The sequence below is a fragment of the Streptomyces sp. NPDC015532 genome, assembly GCF_043078065.1.
GTDB lineage: Bacteria > Actinomycetota > Actinomycetes > Streptomycetales > Streptomycetaceae > Streptomyces.
On record NZ_JBIBSY010000005.1, the window covers coordinates 251,364 to 272,173 of the forward strand.

The window sequence follows — 20,810 nt, forward strand, 5'->3', positions numbered from 1 at the left end:
TCAGAAAGGATCTTCACCAGCAATGACCGACGAGAACACACCGAGCAATCCCGAAGCGGGCGAGATCGCCATGCGCATCGAGCCCGTCGGGCTCGAGACCGAGATGCAGCGCTCGTACCTCGATTACGCGATGTCCGTCATCGTGTCGCGCGCGCTGCCCGACGTGCGGGACGGTCTCAAGCCCGTCCACCGCCGCGTCCTGTACGCGATGTACGACGGCGGCTACCGGCCCGAGAAGGGCTTCTACAAGTGCGCCCGCGTCGTCGGCGACGTCATGGGCACCTACCACCCGCACGGCGACTCCTCGATCTACGACGCGCTGGTCCGTCTCGCGCAGCCGTGGTCGATGCGGATGCCGCTGGTGGACTCCAACGGCAACTTCGGCTCTCCCGGCAACGACCCGGCCGCCGCCATGCGGTACACCGAGTGCAAGCTGAAGCCGCTGTCCATGGAGATGGTCCGCGACATCGACGAGGAGACCGTCGATTTCACGGACAACTACGACGGCCGCAACCAGGAGCCGACGGTTCTGCCGGCCCGCTTCCCGAACCTGCTGATCAACGGCTCGGCGGGTATCGCGGTCGGTATGGCCACCAACATCCCGCCGCACAACCTGCGCGAGGTCGCGGCCGGCGCCCAGTGGTACCTGGAGAACCCCGAGGCCTCCCACGAGGAGCTCCTGGACGCCCTGATCGAGCGGATCAAGGGCCCCGACTTCCCGAGCGGCGCCCTGGTCGTGGGCCGCAAGGGCATCGAGGAGGCGTACCGCACGGGCCGTGGCTCCATCACGATGCGCGCGGTCGTCGACGTCGAGGAGATCCAGAACCGCCAGTGCCTGGTGGTCACCGAACTCCCCTACCAGACCAACCCCGACAACCTCGCGCAGAAGATCGCCGACCTGGTCAAGGACGGCAAGATCGGCGGCATCGCGGACGTCCGGGACGAGACCAGCTCCCGTACCGGCCAGCGCCTCGTGATCGTGCTCAAGAGGGACGCGGTCGCCAAGGTCGTCCTGAACAACCTCTACAAGCACACCGACCTGCAGACGAACTTCGGCGCGAACATGCTGGCGCTCGTCGACGGTGTGCCGCGCACCCTCTCCCTGGACGCGTTCATCCGCCACTGGGTGACGCACCAGATCGAGGTCATCGTCCGCCGGACGAAGTTCAGGCTGCGCAAGGCCGAGGAGCGCGCGCACATCCTGCGTGGCCTCCTGAAGGCCCTGGACGCCATCGACGAGGTCATCGCGCTCATCCGGCGCAGCGACACCGTGGAGATCGCGCGTGAGGGCCTGATGGGCCTCCTGGAGATCGACGAGATCCAGGCGAACGCGATCCTCGAGATGCAGCTCCGCCGGCTCGCCGCCCTGGAGCGCCAGAAGATCATCTCGGAGCACGACGAGCTCCAGGCCAAGATCCGCGAGTACAACGAGATCCTCGCCTCGCCCGTGCGTCAGCGCGGCATCATCAGCGAGGAGCTCGCCGCGATCGTCGAGAAGTTCGGCGACGACCGCCGCTCCAAGCTGGTGCCGTTCGACGGCGACATGTCCATCGAGGACCTGATCGCCGAAGAGGACATCGTCGTCACCATCACGCGTGGTGGCTACATCAAGCGGACGAAGACCGAGGACTACCGCTCGCAGAAGCGCGGCGGCAAGGGCGTCCGCGGCGCGAAGCTGAAGCAGGACGACATCGTCGACCACTTCTTCGTGTCGACGACGCACCACTGGCTGCTGTTCTTCACGAACAAGGGCCGGGTCTACCGCGCCAAGGCCTACGAGCTCCCGGACGCCGGCCGTGACGCGCGCGGCCAGCACGTCGCCAACCTGCTGGCCTTCCAGCCGGACGAGGCGATCGCCGAGATCCTCGCGATCCGCGACTACGAGGCGGCGCCCTATCTCGTGCTGGCCACCAAGGGCGGACTGGTCAAGAAGACGCCGCTCAAGGATTACGATTCGCCTCGTTCCGGGGGTGTCATCGCGATCAACCTGCGCGAGACGGAGGACGGATCCGACGACGAACTGATCGGAGCCGAGCTCGTCTCCGCAGAGGACGATCTGCTTCTGATCAGCAAGAAGGCTCAGTCGATCAGGTTCACGGCGACGGATGACGCTTTGCGACCGATGGGCCGTGCGACCTCGGGCGTCAAGGGCATGAGCTTCCGCGAGAGCGACGAGCTTCTCTCGATGAATGTTGTTCGACCCGGTACGTTCGTGTTCACTGCCACAGACGGTGGGTACGCGAAGCGGACCGCCGTCGACGAGTACCGCGTCCAGGGTCGCGGCGGCCTCGGTATCAAGGCCGCCAAGATCGTCGAGGACCGTGGTTCCCTCGTCGGCGCGCTGGTGGTCGAGGAGACCGACGAGATCCTCGCCATCACACTGTCCGGTGGTGTGATTCGTACGCGAGTCAACGAGGTCAGGGAGACGGGCCGTGACACCATGGGCGTCCAACTGATCAACCTGGGCAAGCGCGATGCCGTGGTCGGCATCGCTCGTAACGCCGAGGCCGGCCGTGAGGCGGAGGAGGTCGACGGCGATGTGGCCGTGGACGAGACCGCCGAGGGCGTCGAGGCCGTCGGTACGGAAGAGGGCGAGCCGTCCTCGGCCGAGTAGCGCGAGGAGTGAGTCGTCGTGAGTGGAGCCACGGGCGCCGGATCGACCGGTACGGAAACGGACGGCGGCCGTGGCACCGCCATGGACGGGACTGACTCCCATGATTCTCATGGATCCCAGGGGGGAACTGTGACGGACACCCGAGGCCAGCAGGCCCAGCAGCACGCGGGCGGGCAGGCGGCCCCGGTCGCACCGGGCGCGCCACCGGCGGCGCCGTCCGCGGCGGCATCACCGCTGCCGGGCGAGCGGCACGGGCAGCAGCCCGCACAGCCGTATCACCCGCCGCAGGCGTATCCGGCGCAGACGCCGGCCGGCGCGGTCCGCCGGCCGCGCACGGGCGCGCGGACGACGCCGCGCGTGCGCAAGGCGCGGCTGCGGGTGGCCAAGGCCGACCCGTGGTCGGTGATGAAGGTCAGCTTCCTGCTCTCCATCGCGCTCGGCATCTGCACGATCGTGGCGGCGGCGGTGCTGTGGATGGTCATGGACGCGATGGGCGTCTTCTCGACCGTCGGCGGCACGATCTCCGAGGCGACCGGGTCGAACGAGTCCAACGGCTTCGACCTCCAGTCGTTCCTCTCGCTGCCGCACGTCCTGATGTTCACGTCGGTCATCGCGGTCATCGACGTGGTCCTCGCGACCGCTCTGGCGACGCTCGGAGCGTTCATCTACAACCTCTCCGCGGGCTTCGTCGGCGGCGTGGAACTGACGCTCGCAGAGGATGAGTGAGGGCGCGTTCAAACGCCCTCCGACTATCGATTTTGGGACTGGCCGCGTCGTGCGCTAATCTTCAGAGGTCAGCGCGCGGGACACACACCGCAAAGCGCGGCGGGGCTATAGCTCAGTTGGTTAGAGCGCATCCCTGATAAGGATGAGGCCACAGGTTCAAATCCTGTTAGCCCCACAAGTTCGAAGACCCCCAGCCATCACGGTTGGGGGTCTTCGGCGTTTACGGCTGACAGCCCGTGGGCCGCGCGTGGGTATCGCCGGGACCGGCCGGGGGACCGTGTCAGCCGATGGATGGACTCGTCGGGGCGGTGCTGGAATCCCGGGGCGGTGCTGGCCTCTCCACGGGTCGGGGATCCCCAGCGGGTGCCAGCCTCCATGGCTGTGGATCTCCGGAAGCTGCCGCCCTCCACAGGCAGCCGGCCTCCTCCACAGCCAGTGGCCGTCAGAGTCAGAGGCTGTGGACCCTCGGAAGCTGTGGGCCTTCGGAAAGCCCGACGGGCCGGCCGGTCGCTCGGAGGCCGCCGCGACGCCGAAGGCCCGGCGACTGGGAAGAGTCGCCGGGCCTTTGCCCTGGGTGCTTTGTACGCAAGTTCGCCGCTACTTCAGGGTGTCTGTGAGGGGGGACGGGCCGCGCTCCACGAAGGGGGGCCCTGGGAGGGGCTGAGGAACGGTCGTTCAGGGAACGGCCGGGAGCCGTGAGGCAGGGGAAGTGACCGCGGGGCGGTGTCGGATGCCTTCCGCCCCGTACCGCGTTCTCGTACGGCGCTTCCCGCCTGCTGCGATGTCCGTCCGGCGTCTGTCCGACGCCCGTCCTGTGCCTGCCGTGCCGTCAGTCCAGTGCCTGCTGTGATGCTCGTCCGGGGCTTGCCTCGGTGACCGTCTCGATGCCTGTCTCGATGCCTGGATCGGCGCCTGTACCGGGCGCCCGGATCGGGACCGGCTCAGCGCAGGAGCTGTGGCGTCGGCGTGAGGGCCCCCAGGGCCTCCGTGCCGGGCGTTGCGAGCGTCTCGGGCCCGGAACAGGCGTCGGGTTCCGCGAGGCCTTCCAGGCTGCCGAGAGCGGCGGGCTCCGCCGTGTCCTCGTCCGCCGGTGAGCGGTGGCGGCAGCTCGGCGACGAGCCGTGCGCCTCGGCGCGGATGCGTTGCTTCATCGTGGGGGGCAGGGCCTGGTTGGAGGACCAGGCCCAGGCTGCCGGGACCTGGGCGATCGCCGGGGCCTCCACCGGGGCGGTCTCGGTGTTGCGGGCCGGGCCGGCCTGCGGTACCGCGGCGGCCGCGGTGGTGGTGACGAGTCCGAGCGTCGTGCACAGCGCCAGGAAGGCGGTGACGATCGCGCTCCACAGCTTCATGACCTTGTTCTGGGTCACGGCCCCTCACTTTCGGGTCGGGCGATTTGCGTACTTTCCTCATGATGTGTATGCGGGCCGTGAAGTGGTGGATCTGCGCTCGTGGCGCGTTGATGTTCAGATGAACACCACCCGGATGGCCGCAAGTGATCAGAAAAGTGCGTTGATGCCCGCAAAAGTCACAGTCTGTTACGTGTGATCACCGTGAGATCGGAGCGGCGGCATCTCGCTCTCCCGGGGTGCGCGGGGCCTTAGTTGGGGGCTGATCCAGGTCACCGATCGATATCGGTCGGTGTGTATAGTCGGGCGCCAGAAGTCCCCTACGTCAACGAAGGACGAGGTCGCGCGGTGAAGAAGCTTCTCCTGGTCGCACTGGCCGCCATCGGCGGGCTCCTCGTGTACCGCCAGATCCAGGCGGATCGCGCCGAGCAGGATCTGTGGACGGAGGCGACCGACTCCGTGCCCACGGGTTCGTGAGCATCGACAACAGTCTCGGAGCAGACCCCGGCCGCCTCGCGGTCGGGGTTTTGTGTTTCCCGGGAGCCCGCCGGTTCGCGAACGCAAGCGAGTCGGTTGCAGGGGCGAATTCGATGGCGGTTCGGCCGCCGCCTTTCGGCCGCTCCCTCCGATAGCCCGGGTGTCACGGTGGCCGACGGGGCAGGATGGTCCGCGCCAGGGGGCTTCGACGAGGGGTGGCGCGTGATGGGGCGGCGCACAAAGGGCCGGTGTGCCGGAGGCCGGCGTTCGAGGTCGTGGCACGGCCGGATACTCGGGGCCGCGGCGGCGGCCGCGCTGTGCGTGAGCCTCGCACCCGCCGGCCGGGCCGCCGCCGCCCCCTGGACCGCTGACGCGCGGACCACCGCGAAGAGCGTGAGCACGGCCGCCGACGGTACGTCCGGGCCGTACGCCTTCGCCGAGGACGCCATCGCGGTCAAGGGCGCGACCGGCACGACCGACTCCGTACTCCTTCGGGCCGGCCGGACGTACAAGAGCTCCGTCGGACGCGCGGGGAGGGACGGCAGGCTGTACTACCGCCTCGAACTCGGTGCCGACTCCGACGCGTACGTCTCCGCCACCGCCGTTCCCCGGCCCGGTGCGACGGTCTCCTACTCCGACGGCCTCAAGGTCTCCCTTCAGGACGCCAACGGCCGCAACTGCTCCTTCACCGGCACCGTCCACTTCGGCGCCACCCAGAGCCCGCATCCCATCGCCGCCATGGCCTCCCGTGAGACGAGCGGTGAGCAGTACGCCTGCCAGACGGCGGGAACGTACTACGTGGTCGTCGAACGCACCGGAGCGGCGGACGCGACGAGCGACGCGGGGGCCTCGTCCGGCACGGAGTCGTCCGCGTCCCGCCCCTGGGACCTGGAACTCGGCTATGTGTCGGAGCCCGCTCTGAAGAAGGTGTCCGGACCGACGAGCGCTCCGAAGGCCTGGAACTCGGCGTCGCCCGAGGCGCTCGTGGGGGACGCGAAGCACCGCGGCGGCGGTGCGGGATTCAGCGGGGCCGTCCCGCTCGGACAGGGAGCCTGGAAGGACGGCGTCAGCCCGGGACAGACCCTCTTCTACAAGGTGCCGGTCGACTGGGGACAGCAGGTCTACGCGACCGCGGACCTGGGCAGCGCGAGCCGGGGACAGGGCTCGGTCGGCACCGCCCTCGTCATGTCCCTCTACAACCCGGTCAGAGGCCTCGTCGACGGCGTCGGCTCCGGGTACGACGGCAGCCAGCGTTCCGCCGACCTCGACCCGCTGCCTCCCGTCGCCTACGAGAACCGCTACGCCCTGAACGACCGTGTGAGCGGGATGCGCTTCGCCGGCTCCTATTACCTCGTGGTCCATCTCGCCGCGCAGGTCGCCGACCGCTTCGGCGAGGGGCCGTTCGGGCTGACGCTGCGGGTGCGCGTGACCGGAGCGGCGGGGAAGGGTCCTGCCTACGCGGGGAAACCGGTACCCCGGGACGCGTTCGCCGTTCCGGTGGGCGGCTTTGGCGACGTGGCCGGCGACGGCCCGGCGGACGGCGCGGCGGGCACCCGGCAGAGCGGCGGCGACACCGGCCGCAGCGGCGTCATGAAACTGGTCGCCGCGGGCGGCATCGGCACCGGAACCCTGCTGACGCTGACGCTCGGGATGTGGACCGTGATCGCGCGCCGCCGCGCGGTGCGGACCGTCCGGTCCGCGCCCGCGCCCGAGGACGCGGACACGGCGTCGGCCTCGCTGCCGGCACCGGCTCCTTGGGAGCACGGGGCGGCACGGGGCCGGTAGCGCCCCTTGGCACCGCTCGATCCTCTCGGACCCAGACCTGGGTGAGGCCCGCACTCAGACCTGGGTCAGCGCCCAGAACCCGACCGCGAAACAGGCCAGGGCGAGCAGCAGGATCGGCACGGCGACCGCGGCGGGCGGCCCCGGACGTGGCCGCGCGCGCCGTCCGCGGTGGTGCGGACGGACCGCGCTCCCGGGCGGAACCTGAACGGACCGAGCGGTGTACGAAGCGGTGGAGGCGTAGGCGGGCTGCGGCATGGCGGTGGACGGGGCCGGGGACCGATGTGGTGCGGACACGTACGCGGGAAGCGGCGCCGTCGGGGGAGTCGGCGTCGGGGTCGGGTCGTAGCGCGGCGGAGAGAACGGCGCGGACAGCGGCGGAAGCGGGACCGAGGTGGGGGGAGCGGTCGCCTGAAGATCCGGGCGGGGCTCCTGGGAGTGCGGTGCCCAGGGGTGGGGGGAGCGGTCGCCGGGGGGCTCGGTGCGTGGTTGTCGCCGGGGATCGGCGGCGGTCGCGGGCCGCGGTGGAGGCAGATGGAAACTGCCGGTGTCCGACATCGAGGACGGCTGGGGGGAGATCCCGGGGGCGGGGGCCTGGGGCGTGTCGTCCGGTGCGGCGGGGGACCGGTCGTCCTCGGACGCGGGCCGAGCCTGTACGCCGTCGGGGGCGGCCGGCGGCCGTACGTGCTCGGAGCCGGGCTCGGCTCCCGCTTTCGCACGGTCCGGTCGAGCCGGTACGCCGTTGCCTGCGGGCCACTGTCCCGAGCCCTGGGCGACGCCGGTGGGACGGGATTCGGCTACGTTCCCGGTCCCGAGGCCGCGCGACCCGTCCCCGGCGCCGGACGGTAGGTCTCCCTGGGCGCCCTTCCGCGGCTCCCGCGACTCCCCTGGCTCATCCGGGTCGTTCGGGCCGTCCTGGGCGTTCGGTCCCGGGTCGGGCGCGGAGCCGGATTCCTCCTCCGGTCCGGGCGCGGACGTCGAGGCGGGAAGAACACCTGACCCGTCGGAGCCGCCTGAGCCGGGGATCGCGCCGGAGCCGGTACCGAAGCCCGAACCGGGTATCGCGCCGAACCCTGATCCGGTGCCTGATCCGGTGCTTGGTCCGAAAGCTGATCCGAGATCAGATCCGAAGCTCGGGGCGGAGCCGATTCCAGGGGCCGCGGCTGTGGTGTCCGGAAGTCCGCGGGAGGACAGGGTCCGTGAACTCCCTGACGAGGCAGCCCCCCGTTGCAGGGGGCCCCTGGGTCCGAACCCCTCGGGCAGCGGGCCGAGTTGGTCGAAGACCTCGATCAGTTCGTCGTCGGGTCCGGGCTCGGGCAGCAGCTCGACAGCCGCGGCGAGGGCCTTGCGCGCCCCTGTGGCGGTCCGGAAGCGGGCCTGCGGATCGGGCTGGAGGAGCATCGCCACGACCTGCCACAGGGGCTCGGGTATGCCCCGCGGCGCGGACGGAGTGCCGTGCTCGGCGAAGTACTCGATCAGCGCCTTGGCGTCGGGCTTGCCACCTTCGAGGAGGTACAGGGCGACCAGGCCGACGGCGAACAGGTCGGCGGGAAAATCGGGCTCGCAGCCCAGCATCTGCTCGGGTGCGAAGTAACCCGGTGTTCCCACCACGTAGTTGGTCTCGGTCAGGCGCGGTTCGCCCAGCCGCATGGCGATGCCGAAGTCGGACAGGCGCAGCCTCGGCCGGCCCGTGCCGGTCGCTTCGAGCAGCACGTTGGCGGGCTTGATGTCGCGGTGCACCACTCCCTCGGCGTGCACGGCGGCGAGGCCCGCCAGGAGCTGGTCGGTCAGCGTGCAGACGAAAGCGGGAGGCAAGGGGCCGTAGTCGTTGATCAGATGGACCAGGGAACCCCCGGCCACGAGATCCATCGTGAACAGGACCTTGTCGTCGTCGGCGGCCCAGCTGGCGGGAGCCAGTACATGTGGATGGTCGATCCGCAGCGCCTGTTCCCGCACGAATCGCAGCAGGGCGTGCGCGTCGCTCTGCTGGAGCACCTTGGCGGCCACGTACCGGCGCCGCCGGTGGTCCCAGGCGCGCCACACCGCACCGACTCCCCCGCGCCCGATCGGGTCGACCAGTTCGTACCGGCCTGCGAAGACCTCACCCATGGTCGTACGTCGCTCCCCTTCGGCGGTCGGTCCGGAGACCTCTTCCGAGGTGCCCGGCTGCATCACGTGCGGCGGCTGGAGGTGTCATCGCCTCCAGCGCCGGCGGTCGGCGGCCGGGCTCGGCTCAGCTCTGGTGGGACTGGTAGTGCGCGACCGCGTCGGACGTACGGCCGGCACCGTAGACCCGGAGGAACTCTGCCAGTTCCGGGTGGGTCGGGGCGAGGGTGTCCGCCGCGTCGATGATGTCTCCGGCGGCGGCCACGGAACGCAGCAGTGACTGGATCTCGCGGACCACCCGCTTGACCGTCGGGGCTCCCGAACTGGTGGTGGACTGCGTGGTGTTGCTGAGCACGGATCCCCCCTGGGACTTCTTGATCTCGTCCATCCGCTCGGTCGCCTCGGCGGCGCTGACGCTTCCGTCGGCGACCTGCCCCGCCAGGTCCTGCAGAAGCTGGACGCGCTGGACCACCGCCGGGTTGCCGATCTTGGCCCGCTGACCGCTCATCAGCTGCGACAACATGGGCGCGGACAGCCCGAGCACCCCGGCAAGACGGGCCTGATTCAGGCCCAGGTCCTCTATGAGCCTACGGAAGAGCGCCCCCAACGGCTCCCCGTACCAGTTCCGCTGCAGCTCCCGGGCTCTCGCGGTTGCTTCCTGCTGTGCGGCGTCCATTGCGTCTCCCCATCGCTTCCCCAAATACCGCGGTTCGCGACAGCGAACCACGTCGAGCATCTTACGGAGAGTGGTCGTCCACGGGGACCCCCAATATTTTGCGAGATCCCCTGGGTGACCCGGTACTCTGGTCTGCGGCGCCCGTCGACAGATGGTTCCTGTGGTCGGACGCTCCCCTTACGGGGCCTTAGCTCAGTTGGTAGAGCGCTGTCTTTGCATGGCAGATGTCAGGGGTTCGACTCCCCTAGGCTCCACACACCGGACCGGCCAGCCGCCCACAGGGCGGCTGGCCGGTTTTTCGTATGCCCCCGTCTCCGTGCGCGCCCCTGGTGGGGCGGTTCCCGGACCGGGCGGGATCGAAAGGGAGTCACCTAAGTGACGTGAGTCACAGGTGGGGCTTTGCAGGCGTTGCAGTTCTTTGCGCAAACAGGATGAGTGGCGCAGGGCCTATGGGTCCGCTGTGCGCACGGCGGGCGCGGTGCCGGGGAGATGGCACGGCTGCCGGGACCCTTGTGTGAGCTGCCGAACGGGGTGTCGAGTGATCGGTTCGACGCAGTCCGTCAACAACATCTCCATGGATGCTGCACACGAGAACCGTTGCAAACGTCATCGCGAGCGGTGCGGGTAAATCCTCCGCGGAGCGTTGGCGGCCGCTCCTCGATGTTCCACGTGAAACATCACTGCGGGGCAGGAGACCGTCAAGTCTCCTGCCCCGCAGCGATGTTGGGCGTTCAGTGGCGGTCGTCGCGCTCCGCCGCCTTCTCCTCGGCTTCCTTGACCTGCACCTCGGGGTCCAGGTCGGACTGGCCGCTGCCGTCGACCGAGGACAGATGCCCTGTCTCGGGCACCTCGGTCGCGGCCGGAGGCTCGACCAGCCAGTCGGGGTTGGCCTGCTTGTCCCACCACTTCCAGGCGGCGAAAGCTCCGCCCGTCAAAATCCCCAGCACGGCCAGCGCCTTCACGACACGGCCGGCCCTTGCCCGGCGCTCGTGCTTGCGGAGCAGTTTCTGGATCTCCTGCGGTGTGACCTGGCCGCGCAGGGCGGCGAACGCAGCCACACCGCGCGCCGCCGCCTCGTCCCGGACGGGCTGGGTCGCGGCCACCGCCTGCTCGATCTTCGGCTTGGAGTAGTCGGCGGCCTGGCGGGCCGCCTTGCGGGTGCGGATGGCCGCCTCCTGGGCGACCAGGTCGACCTTCGGTGGCACATGGGTACGGGCCTGCTCAAGGCGCGGTGCGAGATAGGCGTCGTACTGGACGCGGGCCTGCTCGGCGGCCTGCGACACCTTCGGCGCGAGCCTTACACGTGCTTCGGTCGCGTAGTACGAGGCCCTGTCCTTGGCTGTGTCGGCGTAAGGCGCCACCACTTCCGCGGCGTGCAGCACGCTGTCCTTCGCCGAGCCGGTCGCGGCGCGCACGCTGTCGATGCGGGTCACGGGTCTCCTCCTCCTCGGTGGCGTACGTCGGGGATACCAGGTACCCCCAAAGACACACAGTTCACCTTTCCACCCCTAGGGGGATCATGCCCGTCCAAGGGGTCCGGGGCATGTGAGGGCGGGCATCCGTGTCACGGGTGCCGACTCCCGGAGACTCCCGGGACGGAGCCGGTCAGGTGTCGATCAAGTGAGATAGCAGATCAATACGGGCAACAGGAGCTTGTCGTCGACAATGCCACGGATCGCCGCCGCCCGCTCCCGTCCGGCGCGACGCGACGTGATTTCCGTACGCACGAATTTCTGTACGGACGACCTTTCGCCCGCCCGGCTTTCCGTGCGCCCGACGTTGTTCTGCGGGCCCGCGTCCGCACGTGCGTCCGGGGGTGGCGGTCAGGGGCCGGGCGGTCCGGTCCGTGCGAGGATCGGGCAGTCAAGAGAAGGCAACGGAAGGCAGAACGTGGCCGAGCAGCTTTACGCCACCCTGAAGACCAGCCAGGGCGACATCGACATCCGGCTCCTGCCGAACCACGCGCCGAGGACGGTCCGGAACTTCGTCGAACTCGCCACGGGTGAGCGTGAGTGGGTCAACCCGGAGACGGGTGTGACGTCCATGGACAAGCTGTACGACGGCACGGTCTTCCACCGGGTGATCAAGGGCTTCATGATCCAGGGGGGCGACCCGCTGGGCAACGGCACCGGGGGCCCCGGCTACCAGTTCGAGGACGAGTTCCACCCGGACCTCCGGTTCGACCGGCCCTACCTGCTGGCCATGGCCAACGCGGGCCCGGCCACCAACGGATCCCAGTTCTTCATCACCGTCGCCCCGACGGCCTGGCTGACCCGCAAGCACACCATCTTCGGTGAGATCACGGACGCGGCCAGTCAGAAGGTCGTGGACACCATCGCCGGCACCCCGACCAGCCCGCGCACGGAACGCCCGGTCGACGACATCGTGATCGAGTCGGTCGTCGTCGAGACCCGCGAACGCTGAGCCCCGCGCCGGGCTCCTGGCCCTTGAGCCCGAAGCGTCCCGCAAGGGAACCAAACGCCCCGTTCATCCGTAAGGATGGACGGGGCGGTGCGTTGCCCCGGACCCGCTGTGACCGTGTGCGAGCCGCCGTACGGAGATTGAGGGGACCCCATGGACCAGCAGCCGCCCGGCAGTCCTCAGGGACCGCGGGACCAGGAACCGCAGGACGCCGGGAGCCTGCCCGGCTGCTACCGCCACCCGGACCGTGAGACCGGCGTGCGGTGTACCCGCTGCGAGCGCCCCATCTGCCCCGAGTGCATGGTCAGCGCCTCCGTCGGCTTTCAGTGCCCCGACTGCGTCCGCGGCGGCTCCGGCACCGGGCACGCCCCGGCGGCCAACCAGCCCCGCACTCTCGCGGGCGGCACCGTCGCGTCCGACCCGCGGCTCGTCACCAAGGTGCTGATCGGCCTCAACCTGGCCATCTACCTCGTCCAGGTCTCGGTGGGTGACGCCTTCACCAACCGCTTCGACCTCTTCGGGCGCGCCTTGCTCTCCGGCGAGGTCCAGGGCGTGGCCGAAGGCCAGTGGTACCGCATGCTGACGTCGATGTTCCTGCACGGCGGCGTCATGCACATCCTGTTCAACATGGTCAGCCTGTGGTGGATCGGCGGCCCCCTGGAAGCGGCGCTCGGCCGCGCCCGCTTCATCACCCTCTACTTCGTCTCGGGGTTCGCGGGCAGCGCGCTCAGCTATCTGCTCGCCGCCCCCCAGCAGCCGTCGCTCGGCGCCTCCGGCGCGATCTTCGGCCTGTTCGGCGCCACCGCGGTCCTGATGCGCCGGCTCAACTACGACATGCGTCCGGTCATCGGCCTGCTGGTGGTCAACCTGATCATCAGCTTCTCACCCGGCTTCAACATCGCCTGGCAGGCACACGTCGGCGGTCTGATCGGCGGTGTGGTGGTGGGCTACGCCATGGTCCACGCTCCGCGGGAGCGGAGGAACCTCGTCCAGTACGGCGTGTCCGCACTGGTGCTGGGCGTGGTGGTCGTCACGACGCTGCTCAGGACGGCTCAGCTCACCTGAGGGAGGGCACGGCTCACCTGAGAAGTGATGTTGTCCACAGATCGTGGCCGATCTTGTGCACGCCGGGCGGGAACAACTGTGCCCCCTGTCACTGACCCGAGTTTTCCCAGGTCGGACAGGGGGCGAACAGGTTTACGGGGATCAGTGGAGCAGTCACACCGGCGTCAACCGCCCGTGAGTTATCCACAGATCGTCTTTCTTTTCCACCTGTGGACAACTCTTGTGGATAACTCAGTGGAGAGCTGTGGGCAGAGCTCGTGCCCGTGCCGCCTCCGAGTGGGCGAGGACGGTCACTTCCACTGTGTGGAGACGCCGAACCCGGCCGCGATGAAGCCGAAGCCGACCACGATGTTCCAGTTGTCGAGCGCGTCGATCGGCAGGGTGCCGTCCGTCACGTAGAAGACGACGATCCAGGCGAGGCCGATGAGGAACATGGCCAGCATGGCTGGGGCGACCCAGGTGTTGCTGGTCAGCTTGATGTTGGTCGCCTGCTTCGCCGGGGGCGGCGTGTAGTCGGCCTTCTTGCGGATACGTGACTTCGGCACGAGGGTCTCTCCTGTCGATGCGCTGCGTGGCCGCGCAGGGAACTGGGGCGGGCTCCGGGGCAGCGTACAAGGGGACACTGAGCGCTCCCCCGGGCGTCCGTTAGCGTAGTGCTTCCGCGGCGCCGAAGGAGATAAGGGTACGTTGAGCAATTCTGCCGACTCCCCCGGGATGAATTCCAGTCCTGGCGGTACGCGACGTTTCCGGCCGGTTCGTGTCCTCACCGTGGCCGTCTTCGCCCTCGCGGGCCTCATCTTCTTCACGAGCTTCGACACGGCCAAGGGGACGAACATCCGTACGGATTCGTCTCTGCTGAAGCTCTCCGACCTGATTCAGGAGCGCAGCCACAAGAACGCGACGCTGGACGAGTCCAACGGCGCCCTGCGCCGCGATGTGGACGGCCTCGCCGGCAGCGAGGACGGCAACAGCGCGGCCGGGGACGCGCGGCTCGCGGCGCTGGAGAAGGGCGCGGGCACCCGGAAGGTCAAGGGTGAGGCCGTCACGGTCACGCTCAATGACGCCCCGCCCAACGCGACGGCGAAGCTTCCCGGCTACCCCGAGCCGCAGCCCGACTACCTCGTCATCCACCAGCAGGACCTCCAGGCGGTGGTGAACGCCCTGTGGCAGGGCGGCGCCAAGGGCATCAAGGTGATGGACCAGCGGCTGATCTCCACCAGCGCCGTGCGCTGCGTCGGCAACACCCTGATCCTGCAGGGCCGCGTCTACTCGCCCCCGTACAAGATCACCGCCGTCGGGGACCCGGCGAAGCTCCAGAAGTCGCTCGCGTCCTCGCCCGCGATCCAGAACTACATGGTGTACGTCAACGTCTACGGGCTCGGCTGGAAAGTCGAGGAGAACGGGACGGTGACTCTTCCCGGCTACTCGGGCACAGTGGATCTCCACTACGCGAAGCCCGTGGAGTAGGCGCCGGACCTCGCGGAGCAGTGGGCGAAGCCTGAGAGCGAGCTGCCGCCGGGGGGCCTTGTGTCGGTGCGAGTGGTCGTCAGGACGATCAGTGAGCTGTGCCTGACCATCGGCACCGTGATCGTGCTCTTCGTGGTCTACGTGCTGTTCTGGACGGGGGTCAAGGCCGACAGCGCGATGGACCACCAGATCGAAGTGCTCCAGAAACAGTGGGCGCAGGGCGCGGTGACCCGGTCGCCGAAGCCCGGGCCGGACGATTCGGGAGGCCAGGGCAGCGTCGGCGGGACGGCCACCGGGAGCCCGAAGGCGCCCGGCCCCTACACGTACGGCGGCCCGTTCGCGGTCATGTACATCCCGCGTCTTGGTTTCACGTGGAACAAGCCCGTGCTCGAAGGCACGGCCACACAGGTGCTGAAGAAGGGGCTCGGCCACTACCGGGGGACCGCCCAGCTCGGCCAGGAGGGCAACTTCTCTGTCGCGGGTCACCGGCGCACGTACGGCGATCCGTTCAAGGACTTTCCCGAGCTCCGGCGGGGTGACGCCGTGGTGCTGACGGACGGGACGACCTGGTTCACGTATCGGATCGACAAAGGCCCCTACAAAACGGTGCCCTCCGACATTGAGGTGATCGACCCTGTGCCACGTAAGTCCGGGTATACGCGTCCGGGGCGCTATCTCACGCTGACCACGTGCGATCCGGAGTGGGGGCACAGCCATCGGTTGATCGTCTGGGCACATCTTGACTCCACACAGCCTGTGGAGGCAGGGAAACCGGCGGCTCTGCGCCGTTAGTCTGTTGGCGTACGGCGACGGAAGGGACGGCATGTACGGCTGGATCTGGCGGCATCTGCCGGGGAGCGTGTGGGTGAGGGCGCTGATCTCACTCGTGCTCGGCCTGGCGGTGGTCTACGTGCTCTTCCAGTACATCTTCCCGTGGGCCGAACCACTGCTGCCCTTCAACGATGTGACGGTGGACAACCAGTGAGCACGCGCATCCTCGTTGTGGACAACTACGACAGCTTCGTCTTCAACCTGGTCCAGTACCTGTACCAGTTGGGCGCGGAGTGCGAGGTGCTGCGCAACGACGAGGTGTCGACCGCGCACGCCCAGGACGGCTTCGACGGTGTCCTCCTGTCCCCGGGGCCCGGCGCTCCGGAACAGGCCGGTGTCTGTATCGACATGGTCCGGCACTGTGCCGCGACCGGGGTCCCCGTCTTCGGTGTCTGCCTCGGGATGCAGTCGATGCAGGTGGCGTACGGGGGTGTGGTCGACCGGGCGCCCGAGCTGCTGCACGGGAAGACCTCCCTCGTGGAGCACCAGGGCAAGGGCGTCTTCGCCGGACTGCCGTCGCCCTTCACGGCGACCCGCTATCACTCCTTGGCCGCCGAGCCGGAGACGGTACCGGCCGAGCTGGAGGTCACGGCCCGCACGCACGACGGAATCGTCATGGGTCTCAGACACCGTGAACTGCCGGTCGAGGGCGTGCAGTTCCATCCGGAGTCGGTGCTGACCGAGCACGGCCACCGGATGCTCGCCAACTGGCTGCTCGAATGTGGCGACAAGGTGGCCGTGGCGAGGTCGGCGGGGCTCGCCCCGGTGGTGGGCAGGGCCACGGCGTGACCGCGCTGCGCCCCGAGCGCGACAGCTCCCCCTACGGCGGCGAGGCCGCGTACGGGGGCGCCGGCGCGTTCGAGGCGGCGGTCGGAGGGCTCGCGGACCCGCTGACGGATCCGCTGCCCGGCCAGGGCCAGGGTCACGCTGTGCCGCAGCAGGGTTACGACCAGGGCGGGTACGGACCCGACTGGTACGCCGCACAGCAGCAGGACCAGGCCGCCAGGATCCAGGCCGCGCAGGTGCAGGCCGCTCAGGCGGCGCAGGCACAGGCGTATGCCGCCCAGGCGGCGCAGGCACAAGCCCAGGCACAAGCCCAGGCCCAGGCGGTTCGGGCGCAGGCGCAGGCGCAGGCGCAGGCGCAGGCGCAGGCCCAGGCCCAAGCGCTCCGGGCGCAGGCGATGCCTTCCGGCCCGGCGTCGGCACCGTCCTACGCGGACGAGTACGAGCGGGCGTACGCCCCGCACTACGAGGAGCCCGCGGCCGCCCATTACCGCGGACCTGTGGCCGCTCCCGTGCCGGAACCGGTGGCCGAACCGGTGGCGCCGAGGCGGCCGTTGGACGACGAGACCGTCGCGTTGCGTCTTCCCGGCCCGCCCGCGAGGACGCGGCGCCGCGCGCCGGCGGGCGACAGCGAGGACGGCCCCGCTTCGGGCGGCCGTGCGGCCCGCCGTAAGGCCGCCAGGCGGCGTGGAGGGCGCGGAGGGTCCCAGGACCCTCATGAGCCCCAGGAAGCGGCTCAGGCGGCCGTAGGGGCCCCTGGGAGCCGGATGGACGCCCGGCGCGCGGCGCGGGCGTCGAAACCGGGCGGAGCGGTCCTCGTGAGCCGGATGGTCGGCGAGGTGTTCATCACCACCGGCGTGCTGATGCTGCTGTTCGTGACCTACCAGCTCTGGTGGTCGAACGTGCGGGCGCACCAGCAGGCGGGCAACGAGGCGAGCAGCCTTCAGCAGGACTGGGCGAACGGCAAGCGCAATCCGGGGGCGTTCTCGCCCGGGCAGGGCTTCGCCATCCTGCACATCCCGAAGCTGGACGTGGTCGCTCCGATCGCGGAGGGCATCAGCAAGCCGAAGGTGCTCGACCGCGGCATGGTCGGCCATTACGGCGAGGCGCCCCTCAAGACGGCGATGCCCGACGCCAAGACCGGCAACTTCGCGCTCGCCGGGCACCGCAACACCCACGGCGAACCGTTCCGCTACATCAACCGCCTCAAGCCGGGCGACGAGATCATCGTCGAGACACAGGACGACTACTACGTCTACAAGATGGCGTCGATCCTGCCGGTGACGAGTCCGAGCAACACGAGCGTGCTCGATCCGATCCCCAAGGGTTCGGGTTTCACCGGGCCGGGCCGCTACATCACGCTGACCACCTGCACACCGGAGTTCACCAGTAAGTACCGGATGATCGTCTGGGGCAAGATGGTCGAGGACCGGCCGCGGAGCAAGGGCAAGCCCGACGCGCTGCTCGGCTGAGGACGGACGCCGGCGCGCGTGGGGACACGACGCGCGCGCGGGCGGGACGTGCACGAGAGAAATCCTGAGACAGACCAGACGGGGCAGATGAACAGTGGCAGCGAGGACCGACCACGACGAACGCGCCTCACGGGCAGCCGGGTACGCGGCCGCCCGTGAGGCGCCCGGCGGGCGCAGGCCCATGGGATGGTTCGCGATGACGGTGAGCGTCTTCGGCGAACTCCTCATCACGGTGGGGCTGGTGCTCGGCCTGTTCGTCGTCTACTCGCTGTGGTGGACGAACGTCGTCGCCGACCGCGAGGCGCACAAGCAGGGTGACAAGGTCCGCGACCACTGGGCGCAGGCCCCGAGCGGTCCGGGCGCGCTGGACACCAAGGACGGCATCGGCTTCCTGCACGTCCCGGCGATGAAGAACGGCGAGGTCCTGGTCGAGAAGGGCACGGCGACGAAGATCCTCAACGACGGTGTCGCCGGCTACTACACGGAACCCGTCAAGTCGTCCCTGCCGATGAACGGGAAGAACGGCAACTTCACCCTCGCCGCCCACCGGGACGGCCACGGAGCCAAGTTCCACAACATCGACAAGATCGGCAAGGGCGACGCGATCGTCTTCGAGACCCGGGACAAGTGGTACGTCTACAAGGTCTTCGACATCCTCCCGGAGACCTCGAAGTACAACGTCACGGTTCTCCAGACGGTCCCGAAGCAGTCCGGCAGGACGAAGCCCGGCCACTACATCACGCTGACTACCTGCACCCCGGTGTACACCTCCCGCTACCGCTACGTGGTGTGGGGCGAACTGCAGCGCGTGGACAAGGTCGACAACGCCCGGACCCTGCCGAAGGAACTGCGCTGACCCTGGCGGCTCGCGGTCGCCCTGACGTCCTCGCGGGACCTCGGTTCTCCAACGGGCCGGCGGACGGCGACCCTCGGTCCTTGAACCGACGCGAAGGGCCCCGGCACTCAAGAGAGTGCCGGGGCCCTTCGCGTCGGTCGCCCGAGTGCGGTCCTTGGTGGGACCTATCCGTTGTTGCCGCCGAAGAGGCCGCCGCCACCGTCGTTGTTGCCGCCGTTGTTGCCGAACTTCACCGTGGTCAGCGTGACCGCCGTGTTGTCCGGGCTGTCGACCGGGCTGTTGGCGACCGGGTTCTGGCCGATCACCCTGGCGTCGTCGCTTCCGTCGCTGCCGGGCTGGAACTGGATGTTGTTGAAGCCGGCGCCCTGGAGGATCTGCCTCGCCTCGGCCACGGTCTTGCCGACGACGTTCGGCACCGTCGACTGCTGCTTGGCCTTGCCGATCTGGATCTGCACCTTGGAGCCGGGGTCCGCCTGCGTGTTGGCCGTCGGGGTCGTCTGGATGACCTTGCCGACCAGGTTCTGGTCGTCGGTCTCCGTGTCGACGCACTCGCCCACGAGGCCGTTGGCCGTCATCTGCGCCTTGGCCTGGTCGCAGTTCTTGCCGGAGACGTCCGGGACGACGGACTGCTTCTTCTCCTTGGAGATGGTCAGGGTGATGGTCGACCCCTTCTCGACCTCGTCACCGAGACCAGGGTTCTGCTCCAGAACCCTGTTCGGCTCCTCCTCGGACTCCTCGTACTTGGTCTTGACCGTGAACCCGTACTTCTCGTCCTTGAGGATCTGCTCGGCCTCGTCCAGGGTCTTGCCCTTGACGCTCGGCACCGAGACCTTCGGCGCCCCGGTGGACACGACGACGTTGATCGTGTCGCCCTTGTTCACCGTCGAGCCGAAGGGCGGGTCCTGCGAGCAGATGTTGCCCTTGGGCTCCTCCGCGCACGGCTTGCGTGTGGGGGCGAGCGTCAGATCGCGGTTCTCCGCCATCTTCTGGGCACCCGGCAGCGTCTGGCTCACGAAGTTGGGAACCTTGAACGACTCGCCGCTCGTCCCCTTGCCCGAGAACGCGTACTTCCCGATGAGGATCGCGCCGATGAGCACCAGGACACCAGCGACGACCAGGAGGATCGTCGAGGTGTTGGTCTTCTTCTGCCGGCGGCGGTCGGGGCGGTCGTCGTAGCCGTAGCCGCCGTCGTCCGGGTTCATGGGCGGCAGCATCGACGTGGCCTGGGCGTCCGTGGAGCGCAGGGCCGTGGTCGGCTGGTCGTCGCCGTAGCCGTAGCCGACCGAGCCCATGGCGGCACTGGCCGCGACGGGCTGGCCGTCGAGGCAGGCCTCGATGTCGGCGCGCATCTCGTCGGCGGACTGGTAGCGGTAGTCCGGGTCCTTGACGAGGGCCCGCAGCACGATCGCGTCCATCTCGGGCGTGATCTCGGGGTCGAAGACCGACGGGGGCTGGGGCTCCTCGCGGACGTGCTGGTACGCGACGGCCACCGGGGAGTCGCCCACGAAGGGCGGGCGCACGGTCAGCAGTTCGTACAGCAGGCAGCCGGTGGAGTAGAGGTCCGAGCGGGCGTCGACCTGTTCGCCCTTCGCCTGCTCGGGAGAGAGGTACTGGGCCGTGCCGATGACCGCGGCCGTCTGCGTCATCGTCATGCCGGAGTCGCCCATGGCGCGGGCGATGCCGAAGTCCATGACCTTGACCTGGCCGTTGCGCGTCAGCATGACGTTGGCGGGCTTGATGTCGCGGTGGACGATGCCGGCGCGGTGCGAGTACTCCAGGGCCTGGAGGATGCCGATGGTCATCTCCATGGACCGCTCGGGCAGCAGTCTGCGTCCCGAGTGCAGCAGCTCGCGCAGCGTGGACCCGTCGACGTACTCCATCACGATGTACGGGATGGAGGTGTTGTCGATGTAGTCCTCACCCGTGTCGTAGACGGCGACGATCGCGGGATGGTTGAGCGAGGCGGCCGACTGGGCCTCCCGGCGGAACCGGGCCTGGAACGACGGGTCGCGTGCGAGGTCGGCCCGCAGCGTCTTCACCGCCACCGTACGGCCGAGCCGGGTGTCATGCGCGAGGTAGACCTCCGCCATGCCACCACGGCCGAGCACGTGGCCCAGCTCGTACCGGCCGCCGAGGCGACGCGGCTCTTCCATAGCTACCTACCAGCCCTCTCCGTCGGTCCCGACCG

Annotated in this window: 18 protein-coding genes and 2 tRNA genes; 14 read left to right on the forward strand and 6 right to left on the reverse strand. The window is 69.2% G+C overall.

Features of this window, described 5'->3' with window-relative positions; genetic code table 11:
• Positions 1 to 22: 22 nt before the first annotated feature.
• From gyrA to ACF07B_RS18645, 3 genes are all read left to right on the forward strand, one after another.
• Positions 23 to 2,614 carry a DNA gyrase subunit A gene (gyrA, locus tag ACF07B_RS18635; RefSeq protein WP_362393765.1) on the forward strand — a complete coding sequence of 864 codons (2,592 nt, stop codon included), beginning with the start codon at positions 23 to 25 and terminating at the stop codon, positions 2,612 to 2,614.
• Between the two features lie 18 nt (positions 2,615 to 2,632).
• Entirely contained in the window at positions 2,633 to 3,340 is a 708-nt protein-coding gene (locus ACF07B_RS18640; RefSeq protein ID WP_362393762.1) for a DUF3566 domain-containing protein, read from the forward strand.
• Between the two features lie 101 nt (positions 3,341 to 3,441).
• Positions 3,442 to 3,515: transfer RNA gene (locus ACF07B_RS18645), tRNA-Ile, on the forward strand.
• 766 nt (positions 3,516 to 4,281) lie between these two features.
• On the opposite strand, the gene ACF07B_RS18650 is transcribed toward ACF07B_RS18645, so the two are convergent.
• A complete protein-coding gene (locus ACF07B_RS18650; RefSeq protein WP_392179671.1) occupies positions 4,282 to 4,707 on the reverse strand; it encodes a DUF6344 domain-containing protein in 426 nt (141 codons plus the stop codon).
• 327 nt (positions 4,708 to 5,034) lie between these two features.
• Here ACF07B_RS18650 and ACF07B_RS18655 point away from each other — a divergent pair, with 327 nt between their 5' ends.
• Positions 5,035 to 5,163, forward strand: a complete 129-nt coding sequence (locus tag ACF07B_RS18655; protein WP_003999697.1) for a DLW-39 family protein — start codon at positions 5,035 to 5,037, stop codon at positions 5,161 to 5,163.
• Between the two features lie 225 nt (positions 5,164 to 5,388).
• The gene (locus tag ACF07B_RS18660; RefSeq protein ID WP_392179672.1) at positions 5,389 to 6,948 is read left to right on the forward strand and encodes a hypothetical protein; all 1,560 of its coding nucleotides are present in this window, start codon (positions 5,389 to 5,391) and stop codon (positions 6,946 to 6,948) included.
• Positions 6,949 to 7,002: 54 nt separating this feature from the next.
• Here ACF07B_RS18660 and ACF07B_RS18665 read toward each other — a convergent pair whose 3' ends face one another.
• Together ACF07B_RS18665 and ACF07B_RS18670 are read right to left on the reverse strand one after the other, a co-directional pair.
• Entirely contained in the window at positions 7,003 to 9,054 is a 2,052-nt protein-coding gene (locus tag ACF07B_RS18665) for a protein kinase (protein ID WP_392179673.1), read from the reverse strand.
• Positions 9,055 to 9,178: 124 nt separating this feature from the next.
• Positions 9,179 to 9,727, reverse strand: a complete 549-nt coding sequence (locus ACF07B_RS18670) for a transcriptional regulator (protein WP_037614940.1) — start codon at positions 9,725 to 9,727, stop codon at positions 9,179 to 9,181.
• Positions 9,728 to 9,908: 181 nt separating this feature from the next.
• Between ACF07B_RS18670 and ACF07B_RS18675 the strand changes: the two genes are divergently transcribed.
• Positions 9,909 to 9,981 (forward strand) — tRNA-Ala (locus tag ACF07B_RS18675).
• Positions 9,982 to 10,458: 477 nt separating this feature from the next.
• On the opposite strand, the gene ACF07B_RS18680 is transcribed toward ACF07B_RS18675, so the two are convergent.
• On the reverse strand, positions 10,459 to 11,160 hold the full coding sequence (locus ACF07B_RS18680) for a DUF5324 family protein (protein WP_369480783.1): 702 nt from the start codon (positions 11,158 to 11,160) through the stop codon (positions 10,459 to 10,461).
• A 457-nt stretch (positions 11,161 to 11,617) separates the two neighbouring features.
• On the opposite strand from ACF07B_RS18680, the gene ACF07B_RS18685 reads away from it, so the two are divergent.
• The gene (locus ACF07B_RS18685; RefSeq protein ID WP_392179674.1) at positions 11,618 to 12,151 is read left to right on the forward strand and encodes a peptidylprolyl isomerase; all 534 of its coding nucleotides are present in this window, start codon (positions 11,618 to 11,620) and stop codon (positions 12,149 to 12,151) included.
• 150 nt (positions 12,152 to 12,301) lie between these two features.
• Complete coding sequence (locus tag ACF07B_RS18690) at positions 12,302 to 13,213, forward strand: rhomboid family intramembrane serine protease (RefSeq protein WP_369480785.1); 912 nt, start codon at positions 12,302 to 12,304, stop codon at positions 13,211 to 13,213.
• A 290-nt stretch (positions 13,214 to 13,503) separates the two neighbouring features.
• Here the strand turns inward: ACF07B_RS18690 and crgA are convergent, their stop codons facing one another.
• Positions 13,504 to 13,758 (reverse strand): cell division protein CrgA, encoded by a 255-nt coding sequence (gene crgA / locus ACF07B_RS18695; protein ID WP_326786732.1) that lies wholly within the window; start codon positions 13,756 to 13,758, stop codon positions 13,504 to 13,506.
• Positions 13,759 to 13,900: 142 nt separating this feature from the next.
• On the opposite strand from crgA, the gene ACF07B_RS18700 reads away from it, so the two are divergent.
• From ACF07B_RS18700 to ACF07B_RS18725, 6 genes are all read left to right on the forward strand, one after another.
• Positions 13,901 to 14,680, forward strand: coding sequence for a DUF881 domain-containing protein (locus ACF07B_RS18700; protein WP_369480786.1), 780 nt, complete (start codon positions 13,901 to 13,903; stop codon positions 14,678 to 14,680).
• A gap of 66 nt (positions 14,681 to 14,746) precedes the next feature.
• Positions 14,747 to 15,472: a class E sortase gene (locus ACF07B_RS18705; RefSeq protein ID WP_392179881.1), complete on the forward strand. Its 726-nt coding sequence runs from the start codon at positions 14,747 to 14,749 to the stop codon at positions 15,470 to 15,472.
• Between the two features lie 31 nt (positions 15,473 to 15,503).
• Positions 15,504 to 15,665, forward strand: coding sequence for a hypothetical protein (locus tag ACF07B_RS18710; protein ID WP_369480787.1), 162 nt, complete (start codon positions 15,504 to 15,506; stop codon positions 15,663 to 15,665).
• Positions 15,662 to 16,300, forward strand: coding sequence for an aminodeoxychorismate/anthranilate synthase component II (locus tag ACF07B_RS18715; RefSeq protein WP_266760638.1), 639 nt, complete (start codon positions 15,662 to 15,664; stop codon positions 16,298 to 16,300). The genes ACF07B_RS18710 and ACF07B_RS18715 overlap by 4 nt, the downstream gene beginning before the upstream one ends.
• Positions 16,301 to 16,692: 392 nt before the next feature.
• Positions 16,693 to 17,766: a class E sortase gene (locus ACF07B_RS18720; protein ID WP_392179882.1), complete on the forward strand. Its 1,074-nt coding sequence runs from the start codon at positions 16,693 to 16,695 to the stop codon at positions 17,764 to 17,766.
• Positions 17,767 to 17,860: 94 nt separating this feature from the next.
• Positions 17,861 to 18,622: a class E sortase gene (locus ACF07B_RS18725; protein WP_392179675.1), complete on the forward strand. Its 762-nt coding sequence runs from the start codon at positions 17,861 to 17,863 to the stop codon at positions 18,620 to 18,622.
• A 164-nt stretch (positions 18,623 to 18,786) separates the two neighbouring features.
• Here ACF07B_RS18725 and pknB read toward each other — a convergent pair whose 3' ends face one another.
• Entirely contained in the window at positions 18,787 to 20,775 is a 1,989-nt protein-coding gene (pknB, locus tag ACF07B_RS18730; RefSeq protein WP_392179676.1) for a Stk1 family PASTA domain-containing Ser/Thr kinase, read from the reverse strand.
• Positions 20,776 to 20,810 lie beyond the last annotated feature (35 nt).